The organism is Pantoea sp. SGAir0183, assembly GCF_043545505.1.
Window position 1 is genome coordinate 3,921,198 of the sequence record NZ_CP028053.1, and the last position, 26,094, is coordinate 3,947,291.

Here is a 26,094-nt window from a genome sequence, read left to right on the forward strand (position 1 = left end):
GCCTGAGCTACCGGAGAAAAGAAATTATGAGCAAAACATCCCGTGACGAAATTCTTAACGCAGCCCGGCTGGCGGCGCAGGCGCACGGCTACACTGGCCTGAATATACGCGGACTGGCCGACGAGGTGGGAATTAAGGCTGCCAGCATTTACTACCACTTCCCGAGTAAGGCCGAGCTAGGTGCAGCGGTAGCCCGGCGTTACTGGGAGGACACCGCGCGTGACCTAGAAATGCTGAGGGAAAGTGAAGGTGATGCGCAGAAAAGTCTGCGCCGCTACCCGCAGATATTTCGCCGATCCCTCGAGAGCGGGAACCGGCTCTGTTTGGGGAGCTTTATGTCGGCTGAGTACGATGACCTGCCGCAACCGGTCAGGGATGAGGTGCAAAAGTTTGCTGACATCAACATCGACTGGCTGGCAGGGCAGCTGCATGAGGCCGGTATTGCCGCGTCAGGAGAGAGTAGAGTCCGTGCCGGCTCCATTTTTTCTGCCGTTGCGGGCGCGCAGCTGATGGCCAGAAGCCGTAACAATATTCTGCTGTTTGATGAGCTCATTGAGGGCTACAAGCTTGCGGGTCTGCTACCACAGTAAAAATCAGGCGGCCGTCCGCTTCAGCTGGCGCTGCCTGAACCTCTTTCAGAAAATCCATACGGGCGCGCTGCGGTCTGGTATAAAACGGCTGGCACCACTCTGCCGCTCAGGCGGGCAAATTAACTCAGGCGCCTCACCGGTTACACTCGCGGCTTGTTGCGCTATCGAAACAATAGTACTCCTCCCTGCCGGTCCCTTAATCGAATTAAGGACGTCCCGGAAAGATCGAATAAAAAAAACTAACAATCGTAAGGTAGGTATTGACAGCCATCCGAAATTGCCTCAATCTTTGTCGCATAACTACCTACCGTTAGTTAGTTAGTTTTGCTACTTAGACCTGAACTTACTCACACAAAGGAAACATTTGCTGATGAAAATTTATGACTGGTATGACGGTCCTTATCCCGCACGCGTTCGCATTGCACTTGCTGAGAAAGGACTGCTTTCTGATACAGAGTTTGTGCCTGTTAACTTATGGACGGGCGAACACAAGAAAAACGAATTTCTTGCCATTAACTACTCTGGCACGCTTCCCGTTCTGGAGCTTGATGACGGTACGCTTATCGCAGAGTGTACGGCCATCACGCAGTATCTGGACGCGCTGACTGCACCACGTTCTCTGACGGGCACCACTCCGGCGGAACAGGGCGTCATTCATATGATGACCAAGCGCGCTGAAATTGAGTTCCTTGACGCAGTGAGCGTGTATTTCCATCACGCCACTCCGGGTTTAGGCCCTGAGGTTGAACTTTATCAGAACCCTGAGTGGGGCAACCGGATGCAGGACAAGGCGGTCCGGGGAATGCATTATTTTGACCGCGTTCTGCAGAAACAACCTTATGTGGCCGGTGAGAACTTCTCAATGGCAGATATAGCGGTTATCGGAGGGATGATTTTCTCTGAGTTAGTGAACCTGCAGGTACCTTCAGAGTGCGCCGCGTTACGCGAGTGGTATGAGCGTATGCAGGCAAGGCCGTCCTTCCAGCAGTGGAAGGCGCTGGTAGAAGAGGAGCGTTTACGCAGAAAGGCGTAATTATTCTGCCGGGCAAATCCGTTTAATCCTCCACACCATCGGTGTGCAGTGGCGGGAACAGGACAGGCTAAAATGTAACGGTAACTAAAAAACTGACCTAAATCACGTCACTGTGCACCGGTAATGTCCGCTTCTGGCACAAAGCGGACAGGCTGACTGAGATGAAGGTCCGCTTTGAGCGAAAAGGGAACGTCTGTAGTGTCATTAGGCCTGGAGATTTTGCTTCCATAGCTGTGTATTCGTTGGTCGGGAGCAGATCAATGATTCACCATAATCCGGACTATAATTTTTCTCCGTAAAAAGCTATATTTCTCCAGTTCGTTCTCCCCGTATTATCGCGGCTGCTGACCCGATTAATCTGAGAGAGTGGAACAATGGAAACTAAACGTACTAGAGATTGGCGCAATGCACAGAAGCGACGTAACAAGTCTCGTGATATCCGCAAGACTTTATTGAACTTCCGTGGCGAAAAAAACTGGAAGATGCTTTACACGCGGTCGGATAAATTGTTGCGTGCCGCACAACTCGGGCTTGAGTATCCACGTATTACTAACCAACAGCTTGCCTTGAGAGGTCTGGAAGAGTACTACTATTCTGATGAACGTACTTTTTATATGCAGTCGTAATCAATGGCGAAGCCCCACGGCGGAACAGGTGTTCCGCCGTTATCCATCTCTTGCCGTACTTTCCGCTGGGACTAGCCGGAATGCAAAAAAAAGAGTCTCTGCCGAATTGCTTCAATGGGCAGATGTTGTCTGTGTGATGGAACAGAAGCACAAAAACCGCTTAGTGGCCCAATACGGCAGGATCATCGCATTCAAGCCTCTGCATGTGCTCGATATCGCTGACGAATACCTTTTTATGGCTCCTGAGTTGATAGCAATATTCAAAGATATCGTACCGGGAAAATTGGGACTAACCGATCAAGAAATTGAGAGCCAATAAGCGTTTTATCTTTCTGCTATTTATTTCCCTCTTTATTTTCCAACGTCCGCTTCTGGCACAAAGCGGACAGGCTTACTGAGTTGGAGGTCCGCTATGAGCGAAAATCGGAAGTCAGCATGATAGCGATAGGGACGTTCTGACACATTAAACATAACAACCCAGCCACGTATGAAATGAAAAAACCCGCCATCTTTCGTAGCGGGCTGAACAATGTGATTAACGTTCATAATTATTTCTAAATTCCATGCCGAAACCAGCAGGAACGGCACACTTCAAACCTGGCCAGGAAACCTAGGAATAGCAAAAAAAAGCCCCGTAAAACGGGGCTGAGCAAGACAGAGGCTCTTATAGTTCCCTGGTGTGGGGATAAATGGATTATCGGATATTTTTTATAAAGCATTAGCCCACCTACACAGAAATTTTCCACGTCGGCTCCTGCCCTGAAATCGGATTTATCATAACATCTCTTGGCCGTCCCCCCCTGAGACGCCCCCAGCGCAATTCTGCGGCGAACGAAGCGTTTTAGGCGCCTTTTTTTCCGGCCACAATCCTGAAAATTGCCCCCTGAATATTACGGCGTATCTGAATTGTTATGCAGTGAGATCTACTCTCCAATGATTAGTGCTCGCAGATGTTGAAAGCGTCTGCTTCTGGCACAAACCGGACAAGGTAACTAAGTTGAAGGTCCGCTATGAGAAAGCAGACATTAAGCGTTAAGCATGTCCTCAAAAGCGAGGCTCCACGATAAAACCTCAACCGATGCTCGTAAACCATGGATCCAAAAAGGGTCATCGGAAAATATGGATAAGGCTTCTTCTTCATGCTCAGCCTTAACTACCCATAGAGCTCCGACAGGTTGATCGTTATTTTTTTCACGTAATTAACCAGCAGCAAGAACCACACTTCGTTTTTGCTTTAACCAGTCCAAATGAGGATTAAGATATTGTTTTCTGACATTGTATTCACCTGGGTGATCCGTAAACCTTATTGCGAAAAGCATTCCTTCTCCCATTTTGCAGCATTTTGGATGCCGATTCCTGAATGTTAATAAGCACTAAAGATGACTTTTTATCAAGCGTTGACGTCCGTTTTTGGCACGAAGCGGACTCACGAACAGGCTAATGTCCGCCCCGCTATGAGCGATAAGCGAACATCGGCTTAATGTCATTCGGGGAACCCTATGTGAACGGAGTTTGATAAATCGTCTGGGTGGTTTAGGTATCTCGCCACGGCACAAAATAGACTTACTTCGGTTTTAGCCATCATTCTAAGCAAGTGAAATTTGCATACATTATCTTGAAAACTGCTTTTCCTTTTGAAACCTGCAAAAACCTCTGATTTAATAGATAAAACCACGTTTTATTCTTAGTACTACTTTTGAGGTTTCCTCAGTGTGTTTGATAAGGACTGCCGAGTTAGGAGATGCTCCCTCACTACATGAACTTTTTATTCAGTTGGGTTACAAGACGAAACCTGATGACTTATGCAGTAAAATCAATGGTATAGATGAAAGTTTCAATGTTTTAGTTGCTGAATTCAATGAAAAAATCTGTGGAGTAATTGTTGTGAACTTTATCTGCCCTGTTCATGAAGACGGTTTATGGGCCATAATTTCAGCGCTAGTCATTGATGAATCTTACCGCGGAAAAGGGCTGGGCAAGAAACTTCTTACCACTTCTGAACAACTCGCTCTAGAGAAAAAATGCTCTCGAATTGAACTTGCGAGTGGTGAAAAAAGGATTAGGGCCCATCAGTTTTATGAAAGCAACGGATACCGTGAGGTAAGGAAACGCTTTGTTAAACACCTCGTCGATAATTGAGCTCCTTACTCCTAAGGTGCTGTCTAACAAAGTCCACTTCTGGCACGAATGTGATTAACGAACAGAACGATGTCCGTTATGAGCGAAAAGCGGGCATTTACTGATAACGACTGAAGTTTCATAACAATAAACATAACATCCCTGCCACGCACCGGATGTGCGCAGCCTCAGGCGGTCAGGGCTGCGCGTTCTGGTAGAGATCCCAGCGGTTGCCGTAAATGTCCTCAAACACCACCACCATTCCGTACTCCTCCTCTCGCGGCTCTTGGCAGAAGTGGACGCCTTTTTCCTTCATGGCGTTGTAGTCGCGCCAGAAGTCGTCGGTCTGCAGGAACAGGAATACCCGCCCGCCGCACTGGTTACTGATAAAGCCCTCCTGCCGCTCGTTTGAAGCGCGGGCCAGGAGAAGATTACAGTCGCTTTCCGGGTTCGGCGTCACCACAACCCAGCGTTTGCCAGGCTGCGGCGTGTCTTCAACCAAGGTAAAGCCCAGCTTGTAGATGTAGTACTCAATCGCGCGGTCGTAGTCATCGACCACAATCGCCACGTATCCCATGCATCGCTTTTGCGTTCTCATTTCTCCTCCGTCAGGCTTCAGGCATAACGCTCGGACACTCTCTTTTAACATAAAAGCTCTTGTGAATCTGAATAATTATGGTTATAAAAACAGCAACATAACTCGCAGAATGCAACGAAAGCTCAGGAGACATTTTGCAGCTAGCTACCTCCCGACTACATCTTCGTCCTGTAACCACCTCAGACACAGATGACCTTTTCAGAATTTATGGTGATCCTGCCACGAACACGTTTAATCCCGCCGGTCCGTACCCTGATATTGATTATGCTCGCGATGTCTTGGCTCGCTGGCTTAAACACTGGAAGGACTACGGTTTCGGAAACTGGGCTATCACATTGAATGGGCATCCTGAAAGGATTATCGGCTTTGGTGGGCTAAGTATCCGCAGTTATGCCGATACCACTATAAATAACCTGGGATACCGTTTCTCCACTGATTCATGGGGAAAAGGCTTGGCGACAGAGTTTGCTAAATATGCGGTCAGTTACGGGTTTGGTGAGCTCAGGATGCCCGAAATATCTGCCGTAGTAAGAGCAAATCACCTGGCATCGCAGAAGGTCCTGGCGAATGCCGGACTACGGTATGTACGTGACATTCATGATGTGGAAAATGCGCCTGCCAGCATGCTGTTTACGCTGACCCATACCGAATGGGTTAAAAGTCAGAGTGAGGGAGCTGCTCGGTAGCTTTTAACATAAGACTACTTGCCCGCCCCCCGCAGGGGCCCTCAGTGCGATCCTGCGGCCTTAGGGTCGTTTTAGGCATTTTTACCCCGACTGTATCGTGAAAAAGGACCCTGATAATTTTGGCGCGGTTGCATGGCTATAAAGTGAGAGCTCTTCTCGAAAGTTTAATACATGCAGATGTTGGAAACGTCCGCTTCTGGCACAGAGCGGACTTGCTGACTGAACTGAAAGTTCGCTATGAGCGAGATATTGACATTAAAAAGCTGCGAATCATAGCCTTCCTCAAAGGGTATGCATGCGGGCATGAAAGCTAGCGTGATGTATATCGTAAATAAGCATCCCCTGATAATATAGGGGGGCTTTTCAAAGATGTAACGAGGCAAGTATATTGGAATGGCATGATAAAAATGGAAAATATGACTATGTTCAGAACCCTCGCTTTAGCTCCACTTCTGCTGTCCCAAACAATTTGCTTCGCGGCCTCACATGAACAGGTAATGCTTTTAAATGCAGAACAAAAAATCGGTACCGAGGTTATTTGTCATGTCCCACTGAATATTATTGTGGACCAGAAGCCCGTCACACTGGATTTTAAAAACAGTATGACCGTGATTTCAAACCAAGGAAAAATTAGAACGTATCAGGTCATTGCAACGTTTGTACCCTATGGCACAACTACACCTGTTATCACACAACGCTATCATCTTACCGTTACAACAGACGAAACAGGCCAAACACATAAAATCGATCCGAACAGTGTCAACGTAACCAGTCCATACTCTGTTGAGTTGGCCCATAAAAATGAATCTCAGCTTCGCAATGCCTCTGAAAGTTATCAATCTGATAGCATGGTGTCAGTAACTGATTTTCCGAACTTCACTATTCAGGGATATGAAAATGGTCCTATCACTCGATGCGCTATATTCCCTAAAAACAGTAGTAGTTAGTACATTCCGATGTTAGCAACGTTGGCTTATGGCATATAGTGGACTTTTGCGCCACAACGGTCGCTATGAGCGAAAAGTGGGCGTCAATATGACGGCGACTGTCAAATTCAACATGACTGACCTGCCCCCTACGATTAATACACCGCCAGGGTAGCAATGTCCGCTTCTGGCACGAAGTCGCATGCTGGAAAGAACTTAGGCAGCTGTGAGCGAGAAGCGGGCGTTCGCAGTTATCCGATAGTAGAAGAGTTTGCTGATTAGGTCGTGTATTCATCTGCAGGGGGCAGGTCACCGCTTTGAGCGAAAAGCGGACCTCCGCAGTTGTCATTACATTTAGGAGTTTTACTTCCATTGTTGTGTATTCATTAACAGGGACCTAGTCAAGTTCTTTTACGGCCACTTGAACAAAAGGCCACTAGCACCTCAACGAGGCTGTTAAAATTCCATCATTCAGTGATACACATCTGTAATGTAACTATTTATGACACACATCGACATAGGTTGTCATGTTCATTCTGGTGGCTGCTCCAGTGGATTTATTTATTTCATATAATTCAAAATAGCACATATTGTCGTCATTCCGATTCCTGAATTCATATAGTTTGTCTTTTTCAGGGCGAATTGCAAAAACATTCCCACAAAGCCTACCGTCACTAAGATGTTTTGAAGGCCATACTCCTAATAATTTTCCAGCTCGAACATAATATTCTGCACGGTCAAGAGGATATAATCCCTCTGGCAATTTTGATTTTTTAAAACCCTTGTCAATATATGCAGGGATACTTTCGTCAGTTTTTCTTACTTCAGGATAGTATCCTTTTGGAGGCATCTGATAAGGCTGATTGCAATCAAACCCCCCCCACATCATAGTATCGCTTGTAAAACCAACAATTCTCACTTGAGCGCGGTCTCCCCCGGTAACATCCTGCACATGATTGACTACAACCTCACGCTGTATACATCCAGTAATTGCAAAAGAGATGATGAAGGGAACTAGAACCAACGTTTTTTTTCTTTTAGACATAAATTGAATTTTTTAACCATGATGTGTATTGGTATTACTCTACCAGCCCAATAATATTATTTCCAGCAGTTCTTTATAGTAAACTTTACATAGCCAATGAGACGCAGTGGTCAGAAAATAATAGCAAAAAGGCCACATAATCAGAAGTGCAGAATGATATCCGCGTATGATACAAATAGGAACAGAATTTCTGTTTTGAGCGAACAGCTGAAGTTCGCAGTTGATTTCGTAGCCACACTTTCACGTTACTAATATTGCGGCGTGTTGATCAACGGGGAGCAGGTCAAACCGACCACGAATCACACCGAATTCCACATCGTGTTATGATTCAAGCCCGCCCAGAAAATAAGGACAGCAAATAATGTCATTCAATTATAAAAGTCTATTTATTACTCTTTTTTCGCTCTGCACATCTCAGACTTATGCAGCACAATGCACTGCGGAAATCTTAGCTAAGAACAAACTGAACGACTTCATCCTGAGTAACCGGCAGATAATAACGGGAATACCTAAATCTGTATCAATGACTATTGATAGTCCTGATGGGTATCTCCGCACAGTGTTTCAAAGCAACTTCAGTAAATGTGGTGAGCTGATTGGTGGCCGTATGAAAGAGGTCAAAACCTCCTCAGGGCAGAAAACAGTTTTCACGGCAACCTCTGAAATCCGGTTGAATAAAACGGAATTTGGCTGGCGCATTCAGCTAGACTCATACGGGATCACAGCCGATAAAAACAGTCAGAAATCAAGTCAGTTATATCGGCAGACCCTTGAGGGAATCTATCTGCTTAACGTTAAAGGAATTGTCAGTCGCGCAGTTACTCGTTCGAGTATCGCGTCCACGAAATCGGAAGGTAAAGAAAAAATCGAAGTGAGCATAATCGACTATGCCTTAACTCCATCGGGACTACTGGCAAGCGCGGCGAGCAAAGGAAGTATGGCAATAGATAATAATACGATTGTATATAGTTATGATGCCAGTCATCGGCTGATCAAAACGCAATCACCCTCAACCATTGAAGAGTTTGGCTACGATAACGAGGGCCGTGAGTTGACCATGAGTCAGACTCAGACGTATTTCACCATTGAAAAAAAGTTCGCCACCTGTCAGGAGTGGAACTCACGTGGAGATTGCATCCGCGCTAATATGGATATCACGATCACCCCAAATAATCCTACCGGTAAACAGTTTGTGAACAAACATAACGCTGTAATGACGGCGAAATATGAATACTGGGACTGACTATTTCACTTACTCCATAAGGCGTCAAAAGGGTATGGGATCCGAATCGGGATCCTTTATTTCATTCAGATTCGGAACTGAACCGCCCCAGCGTAGTTTGGTCAAACGGCCGGCTTCCCGTTAACTAATCCGGCATCATTTCAGCAGCGTCCGCTTATGGCACAAAGCGGATGGGCTTATTGAGCTGGAGAGGTCCGCTATAAGCGACTTTGAGCATTGCTAACAGCACTCTGTGTGAATCAACGGGTAGCAGGTCACTCGCAGCGATCAAAGCGCCTGCCAGGTCAGATAGTTTTGCTTCACCTTACACCCCCGAGACAACGTCTTTAGGCGACATGTAAATAATACATGTGCGCGATCCGCATTTAGTTCAGCCGACTCATTCAAATCTCAGTAAAAATTCTCAGACGAAAATTCAGCAAAGGCTGATGGTGATGCGTCCAGAATTTCATCCCGTGAAATAATGATTATTTAGCTTAAGTACTTTGTTTAACGTTACTAAAAGTTTATTCCGTAAAGCAGTAAATCATCAATGCGGTATAAAGTTAATGAATAAATAACCGATAAAAAAGGTTAAGGTGCTTTACAAATGTATCTTTTGTAATTGTCACTATAACGAATTAATTCACCAGGAATCATAAATGAACAAGATTCTTAACAATATAAGTCTTACCGCCAAATTTGCCATTCTGGGACTGTTTTCCCTTGTTCTGTTCTCAGTTCCTACCATGCTTTTTGTGTCCGAAGGCAATAAATACATTCAGGACAAGCAAAGGGAGGTAACGGGTGTACCTGTAGAAAATAAGATTTTAGCCCTGCTAAATTTGATACAGCGCCATCGTGCAGAAACCGCCATTGCCATTGCAACCAAAAATCCCGCAACACCGTCCCGCGTTCAGGTCAGAGATGAAATTAAAAACATCACTGATGTTATTACCAGAGATATGGCCAGAACAGAAGGCAGCGCAGCCATCATCAGCAAAATCAATGATGTGCATACACAGTGGAGCCAGCTACAGCAAAGAATCGATTCTTCACAACTGAGTCTGACAGCCAGTCTTGATGCGCATGCCCTCCTCATCCGCACACTTTTGAACGCGAACCGTGATGTGCTGGATTTTTACGGGCTTTCACTCGATTCAGATATCAACACGTACCGTTTAATTATGAGTAATTTTTCATCACTGCCTGAGCTGACCGAAAGTCTTGGAAAAATACGTGCATTCGGCACCTCACTTCTTGCACGAAATGAAAGCATAAGCGAAGCAGACTCTGTCCGTATGGAGTCTTTAATCAGTAATGGTTCGTATAACCTGAATTTATTTGCTCAGGATTCTGAAAAACTGTTTTTATCTGATAACACACTTAAGCAAAAGTTCAGTGCAGATGCAGATGCAGCCGTTCAGGAGGCAAACAGTGCTCTCAAAACCGCTGAGGCGATTTTTATCAATCGCAGCATGACCAATCAAAACCCGAAGGACTATGCAGCGCTCTTTACGCACGCTATTAATAAATTCAGCGACTACGCCATTGCCGGGGGTAATGAACTGAATGAAATGCTGAATGGGCAGATTAAGGAACACCGGTATGAACAATATGCGCTACTGACCGTTCTTGTTTTTATCGTCCTGCTGGCAGTAATTTTCGCTCTGGTTATCATTCGCTCCGTTACCAGACCTATCAGTGCAGCATCAAAGCTGGCGCTTGAAGTCGCAGGAGGGGACCTTACGTCAACATTTACGGTAACGGGGCGTAATGAAACTGCCGGACTGCTCAGGGCATTACTGCAAATGAGTCAGCGACTTACGCTTACGGTTGAAAACATTAAAAGCAACGCTGTCACTATTGCTACGTCATCAGAAGAAATTGCCCGTGGAAATGGTGATCTGTCTGCGCGAACGGAAGAACAGGCAGCCTCTCTGGCTGAAACCGCGGCCAGCATGGAGCAGTTATCGTCAATCATTGGTAATAATGCAGATAACACGCGTCATGCTGCTGAAATGGCCAGCTCCGCGACCAGTGCGGCCCTGAGAGGCGGTGAGGCGATGGAGTCAGTGCTGGATTCAATGGAAAAAATAAGCAACAGTGCGGGTCAGATAAAAGAAATCATCTCCGTTATTGACGGGATAGCATTTCAGACGAATATTCTTGCTTTAAACGCAGCCGTCGAAGCTGCCCGGGCAGGTGAACACGGTAAGGGCTTTGCTGTTGTTGCATCTGAAGTCAGGGCGCTGGCACAGCGATCGGCTGGAGCGGCGAAGGAAATCAAAGGGCTCATTGAGCAGTCAGTTGAGCATGCCGAACAGGGAATTTCGATGGCCCGGGATGCCGGTGACAAAGTTAAGCAAAGCGTGGAAGCTATTGAGCAGACATCGCAATTAGTTAAAGAGATTTCATCTTCTTCTGAAGAACAGAGTGCGGGCATATCACAGATAAATATTGCGGTGTCACAGATGGATCAGGTTACGCAGCAGAACGCCGTGCTGGTTGAAGAGTCTGCATCGTCTGCTGATGAACTTGCAAACCGGGCCGCAAGCCTGAGAGATGCTGTCAGCGTATTCCGCACAAACGCTGTATAAGTGGTTCAAACGCATTAGTTGTGTGCCATTTAACGCGGCAACACTTTTACAAAACTGCGTCTGTATTTGCACTTGATAAGCCATCTTCATGGATGGCTTATCTCATTTAAAGCCATGATAAACTTATACTGTTGCAATTAAAGGCCCGGCGGACTAATCAAACGCCTGTTCAAATATTTGGCATTAATCACCCAATTACCCTATGAGCTTCGCTCATAACATCCGAAGTGCGGCCTTAAGCGGGTTCCTCTTTAAAGTTGTTTCTGTTGCAGCTGGCCTTGATACTTCCTCTTGTGCCGGACGGCGCGTTACACCTTCCCCCTGGGGCGCTGTTCTGCACTCGCGCCATCCGGCCATTCAGTCAAATCTTTTACTGCGCAGTTTCATCAATCAGACTTCAAAATTGAAAATGCCGATATGCAGCAAATCATTAGATGCGGGGTTAGCTGCATAGAGGCGCTGACCTGCTCCCGGTAAACTAACATTCCATGATGCAAGCAACGTCCGCTTTTGGCACAAAGCGAGCAGGCTGACTGAGTTGGAGGTCCGCTATGAGCGAGGAGCAGACGTTCACAACTATCATCGCCATTGATAAAGCTCTACTCACCTTCCCGTGTGTTAACCGACAGGGAGCAGATCACCGTATTTTACATAGCCCTCCAGCGTTGCATCCGCAACGTCGATTCCGATCACCTCGGAGAACTAATCGACACTACGACCACGGCGTTTAAATGCTTATTTGAGAATTAGTCGCTAAGCCATGACCATACTTTATATACACCATACCCAACTAAAGCTACGCCTCCCGCGGCAAGCACAACGGGGGCCGCAGCTACTGTAGCTGCTGAAGCTCCAGTTAAGCCAACAATAGTACTCGCTCCACCAGAGAAAGCTGCTGTAGTTAACCCTGCACCACTAGCAACAGACGATATACCGGTCAATGCTGAAGTACCGGATGTCATTGCCCCTGATGCTATAGCTCGCGTAGCAACTTGACGGCTTGCGATGGACGCCGCAGTTCTTAATACCGTGGGGGCTGTTTGAGTTATTTTATAATAGCTGTAAGCATTGAACCCCGCCTGCCCTACAGATACTGCCATAGTCTTCACTGTTTTGACCTGAGCGCTTTCACTAACGCCAGTCACACACCATGTCGCAAAATGCTCACAGTTGTTGTTGAATAAATTATATCCATCCTCACCCAGTCTGGATTTAGCCCTTTTCACAATATCTACATTGGAGTAAACACATTTAGCATCCAGATGTTCGATAATGGCAACTTCGCTCTGGTTCTGATTGAAGTCTTCAAACGAAGTCTCACAGATTTTACCTTTGCTTAACCCACTTGCCAGACCTGAATAGTGGATAACTTTACCACTCCCAATGTAAATACCATGATGAGTATATCCGGTACGTTTGGATGAAAGGTGTGCGCCAAGGGTAAACATCGATTACTCCATTTTCAGCTAATCATATCCGCCGAGTTTATACCCGAAAGTATTGTTTGGAAATCACCAAGCGTTCAAATTATCTTGTAAAGACTTTTCCCCCTTATGACAGGAGAAGTTAAACGAGGTTAATGATGTCCGCGTTGAGCGAGGAACGGACGGATTGCTATTGATTGCACCACAAGGTGATTTAAGCGTCTAATGTGGTTGAAAATCACAGGTCATTAAAGTTAGGTATTTTTTTGCCGATGTAACATGGACATCCATTCACGGAGGAAGGAACATGAGAAGTTTGGTTTTATCTGCGTTGCTTCTATTAACTATAGTTCCAGCTTCGTATGGTCAAGAAAATATTCAGCACAAACAAATTAAACCATATGTGATTAATTTTCTTAAAAAAGTAGCGAGTTCATCGGCAAGTTGTGATTTATTCAAAGATTTTTTAGCAAAAGATCCTTCAAATGAAAGTAATAAGAAAATGATGTTGGGTTTTTGCGATAGCGATATTGATTTTTCAAAGCCAATATCATTCTCCGAAATGAGCACTCATCACTTTGAGGGGGCGAATTATGTGTGCGGAATCATTTCTGGCCGAACAAAAATCAATCAAAAAATAGGTGCTCGGTTTATCTCTGCAGAGCCACAACACTTGATATTAGACGTTAAGTACTCACGCCGTCCGATTGCATACACGATTGATGATAAATCCTTAGTTTATGAGTATCACTTGCAGATGAAGTCATTTAATGAGCTTAACAAAAAATATTGCCAGTGAATGATAATTCAGGCTGATGTTCCGATAAACTGTAAGGTGGTTGTATCCACGCATAACTCATATAGTTTTCAGCAAGTGAGATATACTTCGACTTCCGGCACGGAACGGAACGGACATGTATGCTCGGCAATGCCAGCAGTGGGCAAGCAGCAGGTTAATTTACAGTGAATGTCTGCGATTCCACTCATCCACCACATCCCCTAAATTTTTTGGGGCATCATTTCTTATACAGACCATAAACGCACAATCAAATCGAAAATCCGGGCTACATTCATCAATCATGAAACGACGAACATTTTGTGTATTTTTGTAATTTTTATCAACGACAGTGGTGCGGGTTAAAGAAGAACTGTGCCAGTCGATCTTCACTTGTTTACTCCTATATAAACAAACGGTATCAGCCTCAAAACTAGCACTATTGATGTGTCCTCTTATGGCACAAAGCGGACTTTTTGCTCTGAATCAATCTCCTACTTTCAAATGCTGCTTAAGAAGCATGTGAACGGCGCTTAAAGTAAAAGATGGCGCAAATAATGTTGAACGGCGCCGTACGCCCGCCTAATACAGTCACCGTCGCATAGATAGATCGTGCCCTATCCTACCCCCTCTATTCCCTGAGTATTTATGCGGGCTTTCAGCAAAGAAGAAATTCAGGTAATCCTTTCAACCCCGGCGAACGGCAGGAAGTTGATGACCAAGGATTCGTAAAACTCAGAGGCGGTTGCTGAACACAGTGAATAGCCCGGCCCAGTTTAACGATAACTCAAAACAGCCATGCGCTCTCTCCGGCTTTCAGGTCTGGTACAGTCAGAATGAACATTCTTTAATCGCTGCCGATAGTAATAATTCCGTCATATAAAAAGCGGAAATGTGCTACATCGTCCTTCTGCAGCGCAGGAGAGCTTCTGTATCAGCACTGACGCCTCAATACATCAGTGCTGATACCCTACATCAGGGAACCTTTATGAATAATATAAAAATAGGTATAAGACTCAGTGCGGCCTTCGGCTTTATGGCATTACTTGTGATTATCATGGTGCTGATTGGCGTCCTTAAAATTAACTCGCTCGGCAGTGCGAACGATGAAATTTCAGGCAGCCTTTACAGCAAATCTTCCGCCTCCCAGTCTCTGCGCTATCTCACATCAGACATGAGTCGCCTCGCCCGCAATGCAATTCTCCTCAAAGACGAGTCTCAGAGAGAGAAAGCCATCAGCGACTACCGCAGCGAAAGGCATGAGCTTGACAGCCTGCTCGAGCTGCTCCGGAAACAGGTGAGCTCACCCACAGGGCTGGAAATCTTTAAGCATCTCACGGACCGGGCAGACCTCTTTTTACCTTTCCTTGATGAAGTTGTGGCCCTCGCGAAAAACGGTAAGAACGACGAAGCCACGCAGCTGCTTTTCGGTCCGCGCTATCAGAGCCAGGGGGAATTCATGGCCTCCCTGAAACAACTGCAGGACCACCAGGAAGCGCGGATGATTACCGCTGCTGCACAGGCGCGCGCAGACCGTTCGTCAGCACTGATGATACTCATTACCGCAGGTATTGTTGCAGTACTGCTCGCTGCCATATCCGCACTGTTCATTACCCGGAGTATCACGCGGCCGCTTACGGAGGCTGTTCAGGCTGCACGCCGCGTGGCCCTGGGTGACCTGAGTGGCGCGGTGCATGCTGGTCATAATGATGAGACAGGGATACTGCTGTCAGCCATTCGTGACATGCAGGATTCCCTGATTAATACCGTCAGCCAGGTAAGAAGCAATGCGGAGAGTGTTGCATCGGCCAGCAACCAGATTGCGCAGGGGAACGCTGACCTCTCACAGCGAACTGAAGAGCAGGCCAGTGCACTGGAGCAGACAGCGGCAACCATGACGCAACTGGGTATGACCGTCAGGAACAATGCGGAAAACGCACGGCAGGCGGGACAACTGGCAGTGGGCGTACGCGATGTGGCAAATAAAGGCAGTGATGCCACCGGCGCCATTACCGGGACCATGAAGACCATCAGCGAAAGCTCCGGCCGTATTGCCGAGATTACAGCCGTGATTGACGGAATCGCATTCCAGACGAATATCCTTGCGCTCAACGCCGCGGTTGAGGCAGCAAGGGCGGGTGAACACGGCCGGGGTTTTGCCGTGGTGGCCAGTGAGGTCAGGTCTCTGGCGCAGCGCAGTGCAACAGCTGCCGGTGAAATACGTCAGCTTATTGAGGCAAATGCGCAAAGCGTCGAAGAAGGTAACAAACTGGTGGTACACGCTTCTGAAACAATGTCAGGCATCCTCTCTGCGGTCGGAAAGCTGACTGACACCGTGGAGGAAATCACCTCCTCAAGCGCCGAACAGGCCCGCGGTATTGAACAGGTAGGCATTGCGGTAACGGAGATGGACAGCACCACGCAACAGAATGCCTCGCTGGTCGAGGAGTCTGCCTCAGCGGCCGCGAGCCTTAAAGATCAGGCCGAACGGCTTCTCCAGGCCGTATCCGTTTTCAGTCTGGGTAATCAGGTCATTACGTCTTCTGTTAATGCGGCCTCTGAATCCGTAAGGCAGAAATTCAGTGCGCCGGAAACAGGCACCGGCGTAACGAACAGGGACGAAGGCTGGACGCATTTTTGAGCGGAGTGCCGCGCTGCTGACTGGCGCGGTACGACGTAAAAATCCTGCAGTAAGCCTCGTCAGTGTTGGTTTATGAAACAAGTTTCTGGTCTTCATCTCCCACTGTCCGCTTTGAGCGGGGAGCGGACATTCGTATTTTCATTACAGAACACTCCTGAAATATAGCTATATGACTATGTCTTACTGGTGAAGTGTCCGGTTTAAACAGGGCTATTACACCCTGAAATTTATCAATCTGATAGCATGGTGTTAGTAACTGATTTCACGAACTTGATCATTCAGGAGTAAGTAAAATCTTAAAATTTTAAACCGCTTATGCTAATGAATTATCTAAAGTATTGTGCGGTCTGGTGAAGCAAACTGGCTGGTAAGCTATAATTTTATCAGCATTTCAAACATTCAAAGGAAGATGTGATGAAAACGGGACTGATTTCTCTGAGCCTGCTGGCTACCATACTGCTCACCGGCTGTGACGCGGATGCAAAAAGCATTGAGTGGTACAAAACGCATGAAAAAGAGCGCGACGCGAAGGTGGCGGAATGCAGCAAAGACATCAAAGTGAGTGACACCGATGACTGCCGCAACGCCCGCTTCGCGCGGCCCAATAAAAAATGGTAAAATACACAAGCCGCCGCAAGGCGGTTTTTTTATGCTTTTTAGGCAAGCGGTGAACGGCTGGTTCATCGACACTCATTGATTTTTTTGATGATGAAAGAGGTCTGTCAAAAGCGGACGTTCGAAGTTATCCAACACTAAATGAAGAATAGCCACTGAAACAGCGTATTAATTCAAAGGGAACAGGTCACCATTTTAAAGTCTGTTACAAAGCAAAAACTCTGTTGGCGGTAAAACGCATTCGTTTAATGTCTCCGCTGCCGAAGTCTTGCCGAAAGTTGCCGAGGGAAAATGGCGCGCTCTGTCCAGACTTTGGCCGTCTAACCAGTATATCTGGTATATTCAGTTATAGTTCGGTATATAGGATTCAACGCTTCATCAGGGTGATTCGGTAACATTGGCCTTATACCTAATTTCTGAAAAAGGACGTAAAAAAACCGCCTCGCGGCGGCTCATTTGGTTTTACCAGCCCTTTTCTGGGCTCTTTGTAAATTGGCCTCCGTGGACACCGGCATCAATTGCGTTGCGGCAGTCTTCAGTGGCGCGCGGATTGGAGTCTTTACGGCATTCCTCATATTTCGCTTTACGCTCGTTGTCGTGAGCCTTATACCATTCCTCGCTCTTTGCGCCCTCGTCGCAGCCGGTGAGCAGTATGGCAGCCAGCAGGCTCATAGAAATCAGTCCTGTTTTCATCATTTCTTCCTTTAACGTATGGATTGCGACAGACATTATAGCCTTCTGACTGGCCCGGTTGCACGGTTCGGTGGAAAAGGCGTTTCACCGAATCTTTATCAGGCGAGCGGAAGTAAGCACTGAATCATCCACATCGTAAAGCTTCCGGGCTGCCCGGATTGAGAAAGCGTTCTCGATTTTCTGGACGTTTTTTATCTCCCGGGCTAACCAACCTTCTTCATAATAAGATGCGCAAGCGGCAAGGACATCTTCACGTTTAAATTCTCTGATGTCTCCCAATGTGATGATGGCTACTGCTTTCCGCACCGCCTGCTGCCCCTCTTCCATAAGAAAGTTTTCGTTTTCAATCAGTAATATCTTTTCCCCGCTTCGAACGTCAGGAAACCACTTCCTTATTTCCAGCCTTTTAAGTCCGTTTGCTATTTGGGGTTCCGGCAGACCGTACAATGGAGAGGGCTTTCATAATTTTCTCATCAACATACAGTACCTGGCCGATTCTAAAACGCTCCTCCGGATAAGTCATATGTTCGGTCTTAGAGGAGCGCTACCGAATTCGCGTAAGTAGCAAAAAGGTTGTCTGGAAAAAATTACCATCACAAGTGCGCGTTTAGCACAAAGCGGACTGACACGTAGGCCGATGTCCGCCCAGAGCCAGATGAGAACCCCTGCACCCGAGTGATAGCATCTCTTTAAATGCCCGGAAAGTATATGTTAAAACTCTTTATGACATTTTTCATAGACGATAAAAGGGCTGTTAATGACTACAGTTGAGGTATTAAAAGCAAAGTATCCAGGAGCAGTTGCCTGGCAGTTTGGTGACAGCCCAGAGCTGGCAAGCAATCTGGCTGACCTGATTAAAAAAGGGATCAAAACGGCCTCCTGCGGCTCTCTTATCTCTTACCAGCAGGAAGAGCCTGCCCCGAAAATTGGTAGCTATAACATCATCCTTGATGGAGAGAACGTCCCGGTCTGCGTGACCAGACTGGTTTCAATGAAACTGGTTCGTTATTGTGATGTTACTGAGGAGTTTGCCCGCAAAGAAGGTGAAGGCGATTTAAGTCTTGAATACTGGCAGCAAGAGCATAAGAGGTTTTTCTCGGGTGTAGGACATTTTTCTGACGATATGGAACTGATCACAGAAGAATTTGAGGTGGTTGAGTCGCTGTAAGATTCAATTAATACTCTGGCGTTTCAAACCTTATCATTTATTACAATGTCCGCTTCTGGCACAAAGCGGACAGGCTGACTGAGATGAAGGTCCGCTTTGAGCGAAAAGCGGACGTTAGATATACACCAAAACTTACATATACATTGGAAAATATGTTGAGCATTAATGGGGCGAATAGGGTGTTTGTTTGCATCCGCGCTATCATAATTGTATATTATTCTATGGATTGCTATTTAACTATGACTTTAGGCTAATGAAGATGTTAAACACCATAGTCACAACCCCAAGATTTGAAAGGAAAATAGACTTATTAGATAAGCGATTATCACACCTTTTTATTCGAAAATTGAAAAGACTGGAAGTTGATAATCTAAACTCTTTATTTGAGCAGTCCAAAAAATTAAATGGCTTTTCAGAGTCCCATTTATGGATTACTAGAATATCTAATGATTACCGTTTGATTTTCAGAATGGCTGATGAAAATATAATTGAACTTGTTGATATAGTATTCAGAGACGACTTATCAAAGTTCGTTAAGGAACGAAAATGAAAGGATTCAGCCAATTTAAATTTGATGCAAATGGATTAGCAAATGAATCCACTGCTCTTGTAGATTTACTCAAAAAAGGAAATGGTGTTTCATTAAAGGAAAATGAGCATCTTTCTCCTGCTTTAAAGGCAGCGCCTAACCATGTTTCTATAATTGCATCATCATTTTGTGGGATAAACAAACCAGACTTGATAGCTTCAGAATATTGGATCCTTGATAAGCTACGTTGTGATTTTGCGGTTGGCGATTCCAGAAGAAAGAAATTCTGTTTTATTGAAATTGAGGATGCTAATCCGAAAAGCATTTTCGTTGAAAGAAAGCCAGACCAATATAATGGACTGATGGGGCGTGCGCCTTATTATGACTGGTCCGAACGATTTGAGCATGGTGCAAGTCAAATCATTGACTGGATACGGGTACTCCATGATGCAGAAAAAACTGACGATTTTCGAGCTCATTTTGGGTCTGCGAATAAGTTTGAAGCTGAATTCATCCTTGTAATAGGGCGTGATGAATATCTTGATTCCGCCCAAAAGGAACGTCTTGCTTGGAGAACGAAAAATCTAAAAGCATATGATTATAAGATTAGGTGTATAACTTTTGACCAAGTGGTTGATGAAGGGAGGTATGAGCTTGATACATATCTCGCTGCAGCTCAGGCTGCTGCATCAACACACAACCTGTGAGAATGATACCAATAAAAAAACATCATTGTTATATGCCTCATCAATACTTGAAATTATTTTTGTAACGTCCGCTTTTGGCACAAAGCAGACGTTTGGCCTGAATTTTCATCAGGCCTCAATACTGACCATGAAAGTTGGAGCCGGCATTTTAACTGCTGGCTTCCTTTATAAACCCAGTGAGTGGGCTTCTCGGTGCCTGCGAAGTGAAGGGCGTGATTTTTGGGGCCTTGGCGTCGACAGCTTGCTGCTGACGCTTAGGGGGGATGTTCATAAACGCTTTCAGCGATGGATGCGGAACTTAACACGGTAGCTGATATACTTTTGTCAGGGAGGGCTTCATATGTCACACAACATAGCAGCAAAAAGCAAAGATGAGCGGGATAAGGTCAACGTGGATCTGGCCGCATCAGGGGTAGCTTATAAAGAGCGTATGAATCTGCCGGTGATTCCTTCGGAAGTCGAGAGACAGCAACCGGACGAGCTTCAGGAATACTTCAGACAAAGGCTTCAGCACTTCAGAAACGAAGCCTTAAAGTTTCCGCGTGGGACGGCCCCTGTCTATCAGAAGGAGGAAGGAAAATAGTGTACAAGCCAAAAACATGTCCCTTTTGCAATTTCTATGGCCTCAGGAAAAATCCAAACGGAAAATGGTCCTGCGATAAATGCGGACTTGAATGGGCTCCTGATCAGGACAAGCGCGAAACCCCGTAGATACGGGGTTTTATCATTCTTACAAATACCAGTTGCTGAATTGTGCATGACGAGTTGATATGGTGTTCAGTGAGCAACAAGTTTAAGCTTTCCATCACTTTGGTTTTCTCTCGAAGTGAATTCGTTCATTAAGTTCAAAAGAAACCCCCTGATAACCCGGGAAAAGCTTAGAATGGCCATAACCCAGTTGTCTGAGATAAGTCGCCATTTTCTCAGCCTCGGTATTAGGCAATGTCAATTTAAGAATCGTGTTATTAATTCCAACAAACCCTAAAGAATTATTGTAATTTTCTATTTGTCCTACTAAATCATTCCCGTAATCATCTTTCGGGGCATTGTTATTAGCTAGCATTCTAATATTACCGGGTTTGGTTGCCCAGTGAGTGAACAGACCTTGTTGTGCCGCTAAATTGGGATTGCCATTATAGGGCGGGGTAATTATTTTTAACGGAAACTCAGGAAATAGATAAGAATTCATACCATTTTTTGAGTGCTTGTAAGCTTTGTGCATGGTACTAACCGTCTGGGTATTAAGCCCCCAAATACATAAACTACCATCCTTTCTAAAGCCTGTATTAAGACCTTCCAGAGCAGGAGCAGTAGCAAAAAAAGCAGCTACAAAAGGACTGTAGCTCCAGTCAAGCAGGCGAGTTGGTACACCATAGTGCTGTGCTAAAGCCGCCGCTTCCAACATGTCTTCAGGCAACCAGATTGCATCTGGGTCCCATTCAGACATGGTGTCCAACTCGGTTTTTTCGTATAAAATATTGCGCAGGGTTCTGGAGGCGGGTAACTGTAAGCCCTGCATGTCTGCTTGACGATAAAAGTCTCTTATAAGTTGATATTCAATTATAGGCGAAATGCACTGAGAAATAGCATCACCCGGATGCACCTCCAAAAAAATTTTAGTTTTATTAATCATTTCTTTTTGAACTGTTTCTCTTAAGGCATATGGTGTTAGTTTATACTCTGAATTTCCTTGCCCTCTAAAAATAAACATACTGAGGTTGTTATCCCTGTAAAAATTTGACCATGGCGACAAGGCACTCATCAACTCTTCAGCTTTATCAAAATGCTTGCTAAAAATCATTTCACTCATAAATAAACCTCTAAAAGTTATTATCCATACCCAAATTTGAAAGAATTAATAAAGAGTATATCTGAGAAATGTCGATCCATTTGGTTCGGTCAAAGCCTGGCTATGGGTATTTCACTCCAGCGTGTGGTATAGGCTGGGGACAACATTTCGCGCTTCATCTGCCATGCCGGCGCTATTCCTCGGCCGGCAAACCAGATATTCCCCATCCCGGTCTGATTTATATGGTCAATCACCTGCATCAGAGGCTTGCTGTTCGCTCTGGGTTGAACTTCGTCGAAGAGGTTGAGCTGGGCAACACCTGAGGGAGTGAAGTCGTTCAGCATAACGCCTGCTTTGGCATAGCGATGGCCGCTTATCCACACCCGATCAAGTGCTCTTATTGCAGCCTCTATAATGTCTCTGGAATCCTGACTGGGCGACATCAGTGTCTCTGAAGCCACGTTACCGTAGTAAGTCTCCCCGGGCGAAAAAGGTGAGGTTTTGATGAAGGCACAAACCTGTCTGCAGTATTGCTTTTCCCCTCTCAATTTTACGGCCGCCCGTTCGGCATGCTGACAGATTGCCTGCCTCATGTGTTCATACTCGGTGACCCTTTCGCCAAAAGAACGGGAGCACACGATCTGCTGCTTCGCCGGCGGTGCCTCTTCCAGACTGATACAGCTCTCGCCGTTCAGCTCACGCACCGTTCGCTCCAGTACCACGCTGAAGTGTTTACGGATCATTGCAGAATTGGCGCGGGCGAGCTCCAGTGCGGTTGTAATTCCCATGCTGTTCAGTTTTTTGGCTATGCGCCTGCCGACTCCCCAGACCTCCTCAACGGGCTGGCGGGCCAGCATCTTCTCAGCCCGGACGTGCGATGTGACGGCCAGCACGCCGCCAAACTGGGGCCACTCCTTGCTGCTCCACTGGGCTGATTTTGCAAGCGTTTTGGTTTTGCCTATACCGACCCCAACCGTAAGGCCGGTATGTTCACGCACACTGCGCCGTACTTCGCGGCCAAACGTCTCGAAATCCGTGCAAAAATCGATTCCACGAACGTCCAGAAACATCTCATCAATCGAATACTGTTCCACGCGAGGTGACAGAGCCTCTAAAACGCTCATTACCCTGTTCGACATCGAGGCGTTTATGTGGAATGCAATTTAAACAAAAAAAATCAGTTACCATTCCTCTGAAGTTTATTTTCTGAACAGGAATTATTCAGCCTTGAACTACCTCAGTATGCTTACTGACAGGGGGGAAGGTTGAGGGTGGTAAGACATAGTCGGAAAATCGATTTCCCCGCCAGGATTTAATCTGCCACGCTTACTCTGAAGCCCTCAATCGGGCAATGAGTCTTATCCCTTACCCACCCCAATGCAGGAAAAATGATGATAAAAAAATACAGGATCCCGGGACTGACCGCGGTGGCGTTTCTTCTTATCAGCACCCTCGCCGGTGCCGCAGAGGAACGCTGGACGTTTGACGGCGATATCCACAACAATTCCCTTGCTGTCAGTCCCGATGAGAAAACGGCGGTGGCGTCCTACAGTGAGCGCTCTGAGGTGGTGGTCTACGACCTGGCTGCCGGGAAAGTCAGAAAGGTGCTGAAGGGATACGTCACGCCCCGCAATGCGCTTTTCTCCCCCGACGGGAAGGCCGTATATCTTTCAGACAGCAGCCTCGGCGTGGTCAGAAAAATCAGCACCGGGACGCTTGATGTGGAGACCTCGCTGCCGCTGGGGCCCGGGGCATTCGGCACAGCTATCAGCCGTGACGGTCAGCGCCTGTATGTGAATAACGAGGCCGCCAGCACGCTCTCGGTGTATGACCTGACGCACAACCGGCCCGTTGCGGTCGTGACGGGTTTTGCCCAGCCCCGTCAGGGCATAAAAATCAGCCCGGACGGCAAAACCGTCTACGTCACTAACTTTAAGGGCGATAAAATTACCCTGGTTGACGCCGTAACGGGCGAGATTCGCGGCGAGATAACAGGCTTCAGCAAGCTGCGCGCCATTTCAGTCAGCGCCGACGGCCGCACACTGTACGCGGCTAACAGCGGCAGCAACACCATCGCCGTGGTTGACACGCAGAAGCTCGCCATTACGGCAACCATTCCCGTGGGGCAGGATCCTTACGGTGCCGCCCTGACGCCGGATAACCGCTATGTTTACAGCGGCAACCTGGGCGACAACAGCCTCTCCGTTATTGATACCGCCGCCGGTAAGGTGGTCTCCACCGTTACCGGACTGGATGCGCCCCGTCAGGCCATCGTTTTCAGCAAAGACGGTGCCCGCGCGTGGGTGCTGAATAAAGACCTCAGCATTGCGGTCGTTGACCTGAAACAGAACCGCGTCACGGCCACGATTAAAAGCCCGCCGCAGGCCTGATTCAGTCCTTCCCTCACTCCGGCGGTGTGACGGTCCTTCCCGGAGTGGGAGAGTCTAACCACTTTTACTGGTTTATTTTAACTGAATAACCTGTTTTAAAGATTTAACCCGACGTGCCTATACTCTTTCTGTCTACTCAGGAGATTACGGCATGAACGATAAAATATTTACCCTGCATAACGGAGCGCGCCCGCTGAGCGCGCTGAGCAGCCCGAAAGAGGCCATACGTCAGTTCACGCCTAACTGGTTCGCCGCGACCATGGGGACCGGTATCCTGTCTCTGTCTCTGGCGCAGTTCCCCTGGCCGGTTCCGGGATTACGCCTCGTCGCCGAGGGACTCTGGATGTTTAACATCTTCCTGTTCAGCGTCTTTGCCGTGATGTATCTGGCCCGCTGGGTGATGTACTTCGGTGAGGCAAAGCGCATCTTTGGCCATTCAACGGTGTCCATGTTCTTCGGCACCATCCCGATGGGCATGGCCACCATCATCAACGGGCTGCTGGCGTTTGGCCTCCCCCGGTGGGGGGCTGACGTCATTCCCGTAGCGCACGCCCTGTGGTGGCTGGACGTGGCGATGTCGCTGCTGTGTGGCGTGTGTATTCCCTACATGATGTTTACCCGGCAGCAGCACAGCATTGACCAGATGACCGCCGTCTGGTTACTGCCGGTCGTGGCCGCCGAGGTTGCGGCAGTCAGTGGCGGCCTGCTGGCACCGCACATTGCCGACCCCCACGCGCAGCTCGGCATCATTATTACCAGCTACGTGCTGTGGGCGTACTCGGTGCCGGTGGCGCTGAGCATCCTCGCCATCCTGCTGCTGCGTATGGCGCTGCACAAGCTACCACACGAAAGCATGGCGGCCTCAAGCTGGCTGGCACTGGGGCCGATTGGTACCGGCTCGCTGGGGATGCTGGTCATCGGCGGAGATGCGCCCGGGGTGTTTGCCGCGGCGGGCATGCCGGAAATCGGTCATATCGCGCAGGGCGTGGGGTTCGTTGCCGGCATTCTCTTCTGGGGCTGCGGCCTGTGGTGGATGCTGCTGGCCACGCTGATAACCGTGCGATACTTCCGTGAAGGCATTCCGTTCAATCTGGGATGGTGGGGCTTTACCTTCCCGCTGGGCGTGTACACGGTCGCCACGCTGAAGCTGTCCACCCTCGTTGACCTGGCGTTCTTTAAAGGCTTCGGTGCGCTTCTTGTCGTCATGCTGGCCGCCATGTGGCTGCTGGTCGCGGTGAAGACGGTGCGCGGGGCATGGAGCGGGAAACTGTTTGTTTCCCCCTGTCTGGCAGGCCTGGACCGGAAGCCGTGAGTGAAACCTGCACGTCGCTGCTGGACCCGTTTTTACGCGAGGAACGCCTCGCGGCAGTCACCGCGCCGCACGTGGCCGCGCTGAATCGCTGGGTCAGCGGGCTGCGTCAGCACGGCGTGGAGCTGCCGTGGTTTGATCCGGCCGACGGCGGGACCGGGGCCGGACTGCTCGTCCTGCTGCAGTCGCCGGCGCGCAGCAGCCCGTCACCCCGGTTTGTGTCGCGGGATAACCCGGGGCCGGCCCAGCAGAACCTGGGGCGGTTTCTGGCGGAAGCCGGTATTGCGCGCCGGGACAGCGTGCTGTGGAATACGGTGCCCTGGGTCAGCGACGGGCCGCAGAAACGGCCCTCAGCGGCGGACATCCGCAGCGGCTGCGCCTGGCTTGAGGACGTGCTGGCGTATCTGCCCGCGCTGCGCGTGGTGGTGCTGGCCGGTGCCGTAGCGGCTCAGGCCCGCGGGACGGTCAGTCATCAGTGCCCCGGCGTCACGGTGCTGAAGATGCCTCACCCCAGTCCGCTTTCACTTTGCACAAGCCCGGCGGTGCCGGAAAACATCCGCCGGGTGCTCCGCGAAGCACGCGCTGCGCTGGCGGGCTGAGGGTGCCAGCA

At 47.8% G+C, this 26,094-nt stretch carries 26 protein-coding genes and 1 pseudogene; 18 read left to right on the top strand and 9 right to left on the bottom strand.

Features of this window, described 5'->3' with window-relative positions; all coding sequences use genetic code 11:
* The first annotated feature begins 26 nt into the window (after positions 1–26).
* The 4 genes from C1N59_RS18230 (at position 27) to C1N59_RS18245 (ending at position 2,568) form a co-directional block, all read left to right on the top strand.
* On the top strand, positions 27–590 hold the full coding sequence (locus C1N59_RS18230) for a TetR/AcrR family transcriptional regulator (protein ID WP_394550008.1): 564 nt from the start codon (positions 27–29) through the stop codon (positions 588–590).
* 370 nt (positions 591–960) lie between these two features.
* A complete protein-coding gene (locus tag C1N59_RS18235; RefSeq protein WP_394550009.1) occupies positions 961–1,623 on the top strand; it encodes a glutathione S-transferase in 663 nt (220 codons plus the stop codon).
* Positions 1,624–1,997: 374 nt separating this feature from the next.
* Complete coding sequence (locus C1N59_RS18240) at positions 1,998–2,249, top strand: hypothetical protein (protein ID WP_375094280.1); 252 nt, start codon at positions 1,998–2,000, stop codon at positions 2,247–2,249.
* Positions 2,221–2,568 carry a low molecular weight protein tyrosine phosphatase family protein gene (locus C1N59_RS18245; RefSeq protein ID WP_324030705.1) on the top strand — a complete coding sequence of 116 codons (348 nt, stop codon included), beginning with the start codon at positions 2,221–2,223 and terminating at the stop codon, positions 2,566–2,568. Before C1N59_RS18240 ends, C1N59_RS18245 begins: the two co-directional genes overlap by 29 nt.
* A 706-nt stretch (positions 2,569–3,274) precedes the next feature.
* Here the strand turns inward: C1N59_RS18245 and C1N59_RS18250 are convergent.
* Positions 3,275–3,370: a YciI family protein gene (locus tag C1N59_RS18250; RefSeq protein ID WP_394550912.1), complete on the bottom strand. Its 96-nt coding sequence runs from the start codon at positions 3,368–3,370 to the stop codon at positions 3,275–3,277.
* A gap of 589 nt (positions 3,371–3,959) precedes the next feature.
* On the opposite strand from C1N59_RS18250, the gene C1N59_RS18255 reads away from it, so the two are divergent.
* Positions 3,960–4,388: a GNAT family N-acetyltransferase gene (locus C1N59_RS18255; RefSeq protein WP_394550010.1), complete on the top strand. Its 429-nt coding sequence runs from the start codon at positions 3,960–3,962 to the stop codon at positions 4,386–4,388.
* 175 nt (positions 4,389–4,563) lie between these two features.
* Here the strand turns inward: C1N59_RS18255 and C1N59_RS18260 are convergent, their stop codons facing one another.
* Entirely contained in the window at positions 4,564–4,965 is a 402-nt protein-coding gene (locus C1N59_RS18260) for a VOC family protein (RefSeq protein ID WP_394550011.1), read from the bottom strand.
* Between the two features lie 134 nt (positions 4,966–5,099).
* On the opposite strand from C1N59_RS18260, the gene C1N59_RS18265 reads away from it, so the two are divergent.
* Positions 5,100–5,651, top strand: a complete 552-nt coding sequence (locus C1N59_RS18265) for a GNAT family N-acetyltransferase (protein WP_367144278.1) — start codon at positions 5,100–5,102, stop codon at positions 5,649–5,651.
* 407 nt (positions 5,652–6,058) lie between these two features.
* Positions 6,059–6,598 (top strand): hypothetical protein, encoded by a 540-nt coding sequence (locus C1N59_RS18270; RefSeq protein ID WP_324029156.1) that lies wholly within the window; start codon positions 6,059–6,061, stop codon positions 6,596–6,598.
* Positions 6,599–7,073: 475 nt separating this feature from the next.
* Here C1N59_RS18270 and C1N59_RS18275 read toward each other — a convergent pair whose 3' ends face one another.
* On the bottom strand, positions 7,074–7,622 hold the full coding sequence (locus C1N59_RS18275) for a hypothetical protein (RefSeq protein WP_394550012.1): 549 nt from the start codon (positions 7,620–7,622) through the stop codon (positions 7,074–7,076).
* 361 nt (positions 7,623–7,983) lie between these two features.
* Here C1N59_RS18275 and C1N59_RS18280 point away from each other — a divergent pair, with 361 nt between their 5' ends.
* Together C1N59_RS18280 and C1N59_RS18285 are read left to right on the top strand one after the other, a co-directional pair.
* Positions 7,984–8,865 carry a hypothetical protein gene (locus C1N59_RS18280; protein WP_394550013.1) on the top strand — a complete coding sequence of 294 codons (882 nt, stop codon included), beginning with the start codon at positions 7,984–7,986 and terminating at the stop codon, positions 8,863–8,865.
* 641 nt (positions 8,866–9,506) lie between these two features.
* Complete coding sequence (locus C1N59_RS18285) at positions 9,507–11,444, top strand: methyl-accepting chemotaxis protein (protein WP_394550014.1); 1,938 nt, start codon at positions 9,507–9,509, stop codon at positions 11,442–11,444.
* 746 nt (positions 11,445–12,190) lie between these two features.
* Here the strand turns inward: C1N59_RS18285 and C1N59_RS18290 are convergent.
* On the bottom strand, positions 12,191–12,892 hold the full coding sequence (locus C1N59_RS18290) for a lecithin retinol acyltransferase family protein (RefSeq protein WP_324030703.1): 702 nt from the start codon (positions 12,890–12,892) through the stop codon (positions 12,191–12,193).
* Between the two features lie 283 nt (positions 12,893–13,175).
* Here C1N59_RS18290 and C1N59_RS18295 point away from each other — a divergent pair, with 283 nt between their 5' ends.
* Entirely contained in the window at positions 13,176–13,667 is a 492-nt protein-coding gene (locus tag C1N59_RS18295) for a hypothetical protein (RefSeq protein ID WP_324030702.1), read from the top strand.
* 159 nt (positions 13,668–13,826) lie between these two features.
* On the opposite strand, the gene C1N59_RS18300 is transcribed toward C1N59_RS18295, so the two are convergent.
* On the bottom strand, positions 13,827–14,036 hold the full coding sequence (locus C1N59_RS18300) for a DUF6434 domain-containing protein (RefSeq protein WP_394550015.1): 210 nt from the start codon (positions 14,034–14,036) through the stop codon (positions 13,827–13,829).
* Positions 14,037–14,631: 595 nt separating this feature from the next.
* Between C1N59_RS18300 and C1N59_RS18305 the strand changes: the two genes are divergently transcribed.
* Entirely contained in the window at positions 14,632–16,284 is a 1,653-nt protein-coding gene (locus tag C1N59_RS18305) for a methyl-accepting chemotaxis protein (RefSeq protein ID WP_394550016.1), read from the top strand.
* 414 nt (positions 16,285–16,698) lie between these two features.
* Complete coding sequence (locus tag C1N59_RS18310) at positions 16,699–16,902, top strand: EexN family lipoprotein (RefSeq protein ID WP_394550017.1); 204 nt, start codon at positions 16,699–16,701, stop codon at positions 16,900–16,902.
* Positions 16,903–17,361: 459 nt separating this feature from the next.
* Here the strand turns inward: C1N59_RS18310 and C1N59_RS18315 are convergent, their stop codons facing one another.
* On the bottom strand, positions 17,362–17,628 hold the full coding sequence (locus tag C1N59_RS18315) for an EexN family lipoprotein (RefSeq protein ID WP_394550018.1): 267 nt from the start codon (positions 17,626–17,628) through the stop codon (positions 17,362–17,364).
* Between the two features lie 48 nt (positions 17,629–17,676).
* A complete protein-coding gene (locus C1N59_RS18320; RefSeq protein ID WP_394550019.1) occupies positions 17,677–18,039 on the bottom strand; it encodes a hypothetical protein in 363 nt (120 codons plus the stop codon).
* A 310-nt stretch (positions 18,040–18,349) separates the two neighbouring features.
* Between C1N59_RS18320 and C1N59_RS18325 the strand changes: the two genes are divergently transcribed.
* The 3 genes from C1N59_RS18325 (at position 18,350) to C1N59_RS18335 (ending at position 20,579) form a co-directional block, all read left to right on the top strand.
* On the top strand, positions 18,350–18,760 hold the full coding sequence (locus C1N59_RS18325) for an ASCH domain-containing protein (protein ID WP_394550020.1): 411 nt from the start codon (positions 18,350–18,352) through the stop codon (positions 18,758–18,760).
* A gap of 546 nt (positions 18,761–19,306) precedes the next feature.
* Positions 19,307–19,996, top strand: coding sequence for a Shedu anti-phage system protein SduA domain-containing protein (locus C1N59_RS18330; RefSeq protein ID WP_099257614.1), 690 nt, complete (start codon positions 19,307–19,309; stop codon positions 19,994–19,996).
* Between the two features lie 340 nt (positions 19,997–20,336).
* Positions 20,337–20,579 (top strand): DNA polymerase III subunit theta, encoded by a 243-nt coding sequence (locus tag C1N59_RS18335; RefSeq protein ID WP_394550021.1) that lies wholly within the window; start codon positions 20,337–20,339, stop codon positions 20,577–20,579.
* Positions 20,580–20,801: 222 nt separating this feature from the next.
* On the opposite strand, the gene C1N59_RS18340 is transcribed toward C1N59_RS18335, so the two are convergent.
* Together C1N59_RS18340 and umuC are read right to left on the bottom strand one after the other, a co-directional pair.
* Positions 20,802–21,806, bottom strand: a complete 1,005-nt coding sequence (locus C1N59_RS18340; protein ID WP_394550022.1) for an FRG domain-containing protein — start codon at positions 21,804–21,806, stop codon at positions 20,802–20,804.
* 89 nt (positions 21,807–21,895) lie between these two features.
* Positions 21,896–22,948: pseudogene (gene umuC / locus C1N59_RS18345) on the bottom strand (translesion error-prone DNA polymerase V subunit UmuC); the annotation flags it as partial.
* Positions 22,949–23,176: 228 nt separating this feature from the next.
* Between umuC and C1N59_RS18350 the strand changes: the two are divergent.
* The 3 genes from C1N59_RS18350 to C1N59_RS18360 all read left to right on the top strand — a co-directional run bounded on the left by C1N59_RS18350 (position 23,177) and on the right by C1N59_RS18360 (position 26,083).
* Positions 23,177–24,175: a YncE family protein gene (locus C1N59_RS18350; RefSeq protein WP_014606787.1), complete on the top strand. Its 999-nt coding sequence runs from the start codon at positions 23,177–23,179 to the stop codon at positions 24,173–24,175.
* Positions 24,176–24,326: 151 nt separating this feature from the next.
* Positions 24,327–25,487 carry a TDT family transporter gene (locus tag C1N59_RS18355; RefSeq protein ID WP_014606788.1) on the top strand — a complete coding sequence of 387 codons (1,161 nt, stop codon included), beginning with the start codon at positions 24,327–24,329 and terminating at the stop codon, positions 25,485–25,487.
* Positions 25,484–26,083, top strand: coding sequence for a uracil-DNA glycosylase family protein (locus C1N59_RS18360; RefSeq protein WP_014606789.1), 600 nt, complete (start codon positions 25,484–25,486; stop codon positions 26,081–26,083). The genes C1N59_RS18355 and C1N59_RS18360 overlap by 4 nt, the downstream gene beginning before the upstream one ends.
* The last annotated feature ends 11 nt before the right edge of the window (positions 26,084–26,094 follow it).

Bases quoted from the DNA above. Each gene is read 5' to 3' on its own strand.
- C1N59_RS18230 (WP_394550008.1), top strand. From the start codon at position 27: ATGAGCAAAACATCCCGTGACGAAATTCTTAACGCAGCCCGGCTGGCG.
- C1N59_RS18235 (WP_394550009.1), top strand. From the start codon at position 961: ATGAAAATTTATGACTGGTATGACGGTCCTTATCCCGCACGCGTTCGC.
- C1N59_RS18240 (WP_375094280.1), top strand. From the start codon at position 1,998: ATGGAAACTAAACGTACTAGAGATTGGCGCAATGCACAGAAGCGACGT.
- C1N59_RS18245 (WP_324030705.1), top strand. From the start codon at position 2,221: ATGAACGTACTTTTTATATGCAGTCGTAATCAATGGCGAAGCCCCACG.
- C1N59_RS18260 (WP_394550011.1), bottom strand. From the start codon at position 4,965: ATGAGAACGCAAAAGCGATGCATGGGATACGTGGCGATTGTGGTCGAT.
- C1N59_RS18270 (WP_324029156.1), top strand. From the start codon at position 6,059: ATGGAAAATATGACTATGTTCAGAACCCTCGCTTTAGCTCCACTTCTG.
- C1N59_RS18275 (WP_394550012.1), bottom strand. From the start codon at position 7,622: ATGTCTAAAAGAAAAAAAACGTTGGTTCTAGTTCCCTTCATCATCTCT.
- C1N59_RS18280 (WP_394550013.1), top strand. From the start codon at position 7,984: ATGTCATTCAATTATAAAAGTCTATTTATTACTCTTTTTTCGCTCTGC.
- C1N59_RS18285 (WP_394550014.1), top strand. From the start codon at position 9,507: ATGAACAAGATTCTTAACAATATAAGTCTTACCGCCAAATTTGCCATT.
- C1N59_RS18290 (WP_324030703.1), bottom strand. From the start codon at position 12,892: ATGTTTACCCTTGGCGCACACCTTTCATCCAAACGTACCGGATATACT.
- C1N59_RS18295 (WP_324030702.1), top strand. From the start codon at position 13,176: ATGAGAAGTTTGGTTTTATCTGCGTTGCTTCTATTAACTATAGTTCCA.
- C1N59_RS18305 (WP_394550016.1), top strand. From the start codon at position 14,632: ATGAATAATATAAAAATAGGTATAAGACTCAGTGCGGCCTTCGGCTTT.
- C1N59_RS18310 (WP_394550017.1), top strand. From the start codon at position 16,699: ATGAAAACGGGACTGATTTCTCTGAGCCTGCTGGCTACCATACTGCTC.
- C1N59_RS18315 (WP_394550018.1), bottom strand. From the start codon at position 17,628: ATGTCTGTCGCAATCCATACGTTAAAGGAAGAAATGATGAAAACAGGA.
- C1N59_RS18325 (WP_394550020.1), top strand. From the start codon at position 18,350: ATGACTACAGTTGAGGTATTAAAAGCAAAGTATCCAGGAGCAGTTGCC.
- C1N59_RS18330 (WP_099257614.1), top strand. From the start codon at position 19,307: ATGAAAGGATTCAGCCAATTTAAATTTGATGCAAATGGATTAGCAAAT.
- C1N59_RS18335 (WP_394550021.1), top strand. From the start codon at position 20,337: ATGTCACACAACATAGCAGCAAAAAGCAAAGATGAGCGGGATAAGGTC.
- C1N59_RS18340 (WP_394550022.1), bottom strand. From the start codon at position 21,806: ATGAGTGAAATGATTTTTAGCAAGCATTTTGATAAAGCTGAAGAGTTG.
- C1N59_RS18350 (WP_014606787.1), top strand. From the start codon at position 23,177: ATGATAAAAAAATACAGGATCCCGGGACTGACCGCGGTGGCGTTTCTT.
- C1N59_RS18355 (WP_014606788.1), top strand. From the start codon at position 24,327: ATGAACGATAAAATATTTACCCTGCATAACGGAGCGCGCCCGCTGAGC.